We start from the raw sequence: 4,762 nt of genomic DNA on the forward strand, positions 1-4,762 counted from the left end.
CCCCGGTACAATACCGGGACCATTTATTAGCTGCTTAGGCACTTTTTTCTACTGTCCGTAAAATGGGGCACAGTTCATATAAAGATTAAGGCTTCTTTTTATTTTACATTTATATATGTCTTTTTATAATGAATCAAAATTATAATGAGAGAACCTATTAATTCCTGTACACAAATGTCCGGAAGTTTCTTGTCGAAACTAATTACTAATTATTTAATACTTGGATAGATGCAGTAAATCCATCCTTTTCAGAAAAGGATAAATTAACTTGTAAATGATCAGCAACGAACTGATGATAGTCCTGTAAGTATACTGCAACAGCATCAATGATGTCTTGTTCATACAATCGTGTGGCACGTCCTAATACTAAAGTAGAAGCAGCAAGCCCAAGAGAAGGGTGAAACTCCAAATCTACTTCTACCTGTTGAGGTTCGATGCTTTCTTTTACCGCAATATAAATACAAATACTATCCACAAGATCTTGTTCATTAAATAGTACTTTCATCTTAAATTTCTCCTTAATATCTTCTTCTTGTAAAGATGTTTTTAATTACCCAGATGATGACTAAAATCAAAAGTATATCCACAAGAATTCCCAAAAAGGAAAATCCATTTGAAGCATTACTTCCATATGCACCATTATAATTTCCTCCAAATGGATGAAGCATATGGCCTAAAAGTGCCCCCGTTCCAAACGCTGCAGCATGAGTCAGTATACTTTTTGTTCGTGAAGGTGGGGTCTGGTTATAAGTCGTGTGAGAGTTAGAACGTAATGGCGTTCTTGTAACGTTGCTTGATGGGGACTTATATCCAGAATGATAAGTTCCACTTGAATATGTGCCCCTACTTGAATGAGAACTGAACGAAGAACTGTGACTGAAAGAACTATGACCACTAAATCCTTTTGCCTGAGCAACATTTGGTAAAGCTATTGCAAATATTAATACAAAAATTAAGGTCAATTTTTTCATTACAATTACTCCTGTCTTTATTAATCTAATATAGCCAATTTTTAATAAAGTTTCTTTCCTAGAAGGCTTATTTTGATGTTACTATACCACTTAATTTATAGATTTCTACTATTTTCATCTATTTTTAATGTAAATTTAAGGTGAATTTTAGGGTGAATATAAATGATTAAGAAAAGTAAAAAGATTTTCAATTAAACGTTATAATGATACTTGTTTACGTACTAAACTAAACAGTAAGAAAGAAGTGCCATTACGAGAAAGTTACCCCTCCTTTTCAAAGCCTGGTCAATGAAAACAGACATAAAATATTAGGAGATAAAAAGGTCATGGAAAAAATTGAAGCTCGACAGGGGCAGACTATAAAGATGAAAACGAAATAAGAGTAGAATAAAAACATCCTATCTAAACGGATGTTTTTTTTTGTGGTAATGCGGTTGCATTCCTAGGTAAATGTGTTTTTTGCAGGATTTCCCACCTGCTATATCGAACCTAGAAAGTCACGGGAAAGGGGCTGTTAATATGAATTCAAAAGAACAAAAGAGGTTTGCAACTACTAGAGAACAAATGGAGAATGCTAAAGAACGAACTGATTTATCATCTGAGTTAGAAAAAGACTTAGAGAATTTAGGATTACAACGACGAATGAAGCAATTAGAGTTGGAAAACAAGTTCCTAAAAAAACAGAACGATGAACTAGTTTAATTCACAGCACCCGTTCAGGGGTGCTGTTTCAACATTTTAACACTTTTACGTCAGAACCCCCTATCTATGATCAATACTTTCTCTCAGGACAAACAAATAAAAAAGATGATTTACTCTCTTTTTATTTAATTCATCTCCCTCCATCTATGTATGTTTTATGATGAGATTCCATTAATCGCTCTTCACATTAAATCAACAGAAGATGACTGTCTTGGATATTCTTGGAGTTGTATATGAAAAAACGGTGAAGGATAGACAAGCTGCCTAGCAAAAAATATCGCTTTTTTCAAGGTTTCTTTGACATGCCTAATTTCCCAGTACTGGGTAGTTTTGAATCAATATTATTTGGCTCTATTAATTTATGTTGTTAGCTTGATGGCGATGGGGTACTACCAACATTTTGACGTAAAACCCACTCTATCACATTTTTTGGAATTAAAAAGACGATTTTTCCTAAGAAGAAAAATCGCCTTTTTGTTTCTTGTTAAACTAAAGAATAATTAGTTCAATAAGGATTTAAACTACCCTTTGTTAATCACTTTAAGCAACATTTAAAGTTGACGTATATTCAAGCCTAAGCTCTCCAACAACCTAAAATACTGGGGACAAGTTTTAGAAACACATCCTGGATCATTTATTTGAATCCCTTCAACTTTTGAACCAATAAGTGCTAATGACATAGCAACTCTATGATCATCATGAGTATTTAACAAAGTTGGTTTTGGGTTACCTGGAAACACTTTTAATCCATCTTTAAATTCCTCCACTCTAATACCTAATTGAGTTAAAGATTCACATATTACACTAATTCGATCTGATTCATGATGACGTATATGTTCAACATCCTTTATGGTTATTGCTCTATCTGCAAATGGAGCTATTGCTGCTAATGTTAAAGTCTGATCTGACATCTCCCTCATAGAAATTTCAAATCCACCTTTTAATTGGGAAACCCCTTCTAACTCAATAAAAGACGAGCCCTTTGTTACCTTACATCCCATTTGTTCAAGAACATCTACCATTTTTATATCTGGCTGTTTTGTTTCATAGGTTAGATTATCGATTCGAATTTTACCATTTGTCAGTGCTGCAAGAGCTAGAAAGTAACATGCCGTAGAAGCATCTGCTTCTAACTCTATATCTTGTGGAGTGTAATGCGAAGGGTGAACTACTATTTTTTTTAGGTTATTATCATATTCAACATTCGCACCGAATTTTTCCATTAATTGTAGAGTTAAAAACACATAGGAGTGTTGAACAATGTAATCCTTAATATTTACTGTGATAGACTTTTTAGTATAAGGTGACGGAATCAGTAAACCACTAATAAATTGGCTAGAAATCTTACCCGAAAGGCTAACATTACCTCCAGCTAATTCTTTACCTTTTATTGACAACGGATAGTAACCTTTATTATTCAAATATTCTATATCGGCACCAAGTTCTTTTAAAGCATCTATTAAAGGAGAAATGGGTCTTTTACTCATACTTGCGCTTGCCTCTATCTCCCATGTCCCTTTACTTGATAATGCTAAAGCTCCAGGTAAAAACCTTGCAATCGTACCTGCTGCCCCAATGTACAAACTACCTGAATCCCATTTTCCACCCTTTCCTTCAATGTAAGCTGTCTCATCTTGAATATCTATTTTTATTCCTAATTTTTTTAAAGAATCTATACACCAATACGAATCATCGCTTTTTAAAATTCCTGTAACCTTTGACTTTCCATTAGCTAAAGCACCCATAATTAAAGCTCTATTTGTTAAACTTTTACTTCCAGGAATCGTAACCGAACCGTTTATCCTTTTTTCACTTGGTGAAACAACAATTGTTTTTACACCTGTTAATGGTGTCCAAGGGCTACGGGCTTTTACGTCAAATTCATGTATTTCCAACTTCAAATCACTCCTTATGACCTACATGTTTATTATCTTCTGTATCTTTATTATAATTAAGGTCCGGACATAAATAAAATTAATATAATCAATAACAGTTATAGGTGGTATCTATATCATGAATTTGGACTTATATCGTGTGTTTTATGTAACGGCAATGGAAAAAAACTTCAGTAAAGCCGCAAAAAAGTTATATATTACACAACCAAGCGTTAGTCATTCAATTAAACAATTAGAAGAAAGACTAGGAGTACAATTATTTCTTAGAACTTCAAAGGGAGTAATAATAACAAATGAGGGAAAAACGTTATTTGATTATATTCAGCAAGCTTTTGGATTAATTGATAATGCAGAACGCAAGATTTCCGAGTTGAAAAATTTAGAAAGTGGTCATGTCACAATCGGAGGTAGTGATTCAACATGCAAACATTATTTGCTACCTTATGTACAGACATTTCAAGACATTTTTCCAAAAATACAGATCAAACTTCAACATGGGTCAACACCCAAAATTTTAGACAAATTAACAAACGGACTTATTGATATTGGCATCATTCACATGCCAATTAATCAAAGTCAAATACAACTAACGGAATTCTTAAGCATTAACAGCACCTTTATAGTAGGAAAGAAATATAAAGATTTGGCTAATAAAACTATTTCTCTAGAAGAGATGCTAAATTATCCTATTATCTCTTTTTCGGAAACAAGTAGTTCAAGAAGATTCCTTAATCAGTTATTTCAAAAACAAGGGCTTAGTGTACAGCCTGACATTGAAGTAGGAAGTGTAGAATTGCTAATTGAATGTGCAAAAATTGGAATGGGGATTGCATTTGTCACTAAGGAATTGGTTTCGAAGGAGTTATCAGAAGGTGAATTATTTGAAGTTCATTTAAATGTAAAACTAGAAAAGAGGAAGATTGGATTAGTAACTAAAAAAGATATTCCATTATCAGTCGCAGCAGATCAGTTTTTTAAACATTTAACCAATAGCGATTAAAATAAAATACTGGAAAGGAAAGGCAAACTATAGTTTTTGGATTTCCCTTATTCATCCTTCTTCAACTCTTGCCGTTAGTAAAACACTAGAACTCCCTAAAACGAACGTTTTAGGGAGTTGGTATGTCAACACTAAATCAAACAACTTTTTTAAGGGCTAAGTTTCGATAAGCCACCGGACTTAAGTAGCCAAGT

Annotated in this window: 6 protein-coding genes; 3 read left to right on the plus strand and 3 right to left on the minus strand. The window is 33.3% G+C overall.

Annotated elements, in window-relative coordinates:
* Positions 1–205: 205 nt before the first annotated feature.
* Positions 206–505, minus strand: coding sequence for a DUF2653 family protein (locus ACFX4X_RS25150; RefSeq protein ID WP_377387566.1), 300 nt, complete (start codon positions 503–505; stop codon positions 206–208).
* A gap of 13 nt (positions 506–518) precedes the next feature.
* Positions 519–971, minus strand: coding sequence for a hypothetical protein (locus tag ACFX4X_RS25155; RefSeq protein WP_061463520.1), 453 nt, complete (start codon positions 969–971; stop codon positions 519–521).
* A 281-nt stretch (positions 972–1,252) separates the two neighbouring features.
* On the opposite strand from ACFX4X_RS25155, the gene ACFX4X_RS25160 reads away from it, so the two are divergent.
* Positions 1,253–1,351 (plus strand): FbpB family small basic protein, encoded by a 99-nt coding sequence (locus ACFX4X_RS25160; protein ID WP_125163469.1) that lies wholly within the window; start codon positions 1,253–1,255, stop codon positions 1,349–1,351.
* Positions 1,352–1,490: 139 nt separating this feature from the next.
* A complete protein-coding gene (locus ACFX4X_RS25165) occupies positions 1,491–1,673 on the plus strand; it encodes a hypothetical protein (RefSeq protein ID WP_061463519.1) in 183 nt (60 codons plus the stop codon).
* 551 nt (positions 1,674–2,224) lie between these two features.
* On the opposite strand, the gene aroA is transcribed toward ACFX4X_RS25165, so the two are convergent.
* Positions 2,225–3,568 (minus strand): 3-phosphoshikimate 1-carboxyvinyltransferase, encoded by a 1,344-nt coding sequence (aroA, locus tag ACFX4X_RS25170; protein ID WP_377387570.1) that lies wholly within the window; start codon positions 3,566–3,568, stop codon positions 2,225–2,227.
* Between the two features lie 118 nt (positions 3,569–3,686).
* Here aroA and ACFX4X_RS25175 point away from each other — a divergent pair, with 118 nt between their 5' ends.
* Positions 3,687–4,568, plus strand: coding sequence for a LysR family transcriptional regulator (locus ACFX4X_RS25175; RefSeq protein ID WP_377387573.1), 882 nt, complete (start codon positions 3,687–3,689; stop codon positions 4,566–4,568).
* The last annotated feature ends 194 nt before the right edge of the window (positions 4,569–4,762 follow it).

The organism is Peribacillus sp. YIM B13481, assembly GCF_042787985.1.
GTDB classification, from domain to species: Bacteria; Bacillota; Bacilli; order Bacillales; family DSM-1321; genus Peribacillus; species Peribacillus simplex_A.

What these genes read in the sequence shown, in the direction of transcription:
- ACFX4X_RS25155 (WP_061463520.1), bottom strand. Translation starts at nt 971, where the DNA reads ATGAAAAAATTGACCTTAATTTTTGTATTAATATTTGCAATAGCTTTA.
- ACFX4X_RS25175 (WP_377387573.1), top strand. Translation starts at nt 3,687, where the DNA reads ATGAATTTGGACTTATATCGTGTGTTTTATGTAACGGCAATGGAAAAA.
- ACFX4X_RS25165 (WP_061463519.1), top strand. Translation starts at nt 1,491, where the DNA reads ATGAATTCAAAAGAACAAAAGAGGTTTGCAACTACTAGAGAACAAATG.
- ACFX4X_RS25150 (WP_377387566.1), bottom strand. Translation starts at nt 505, where the DNA reads ATGAAAGTACTATTTAATGAACAAGATCTTGTGGATAGTATTTGTATT.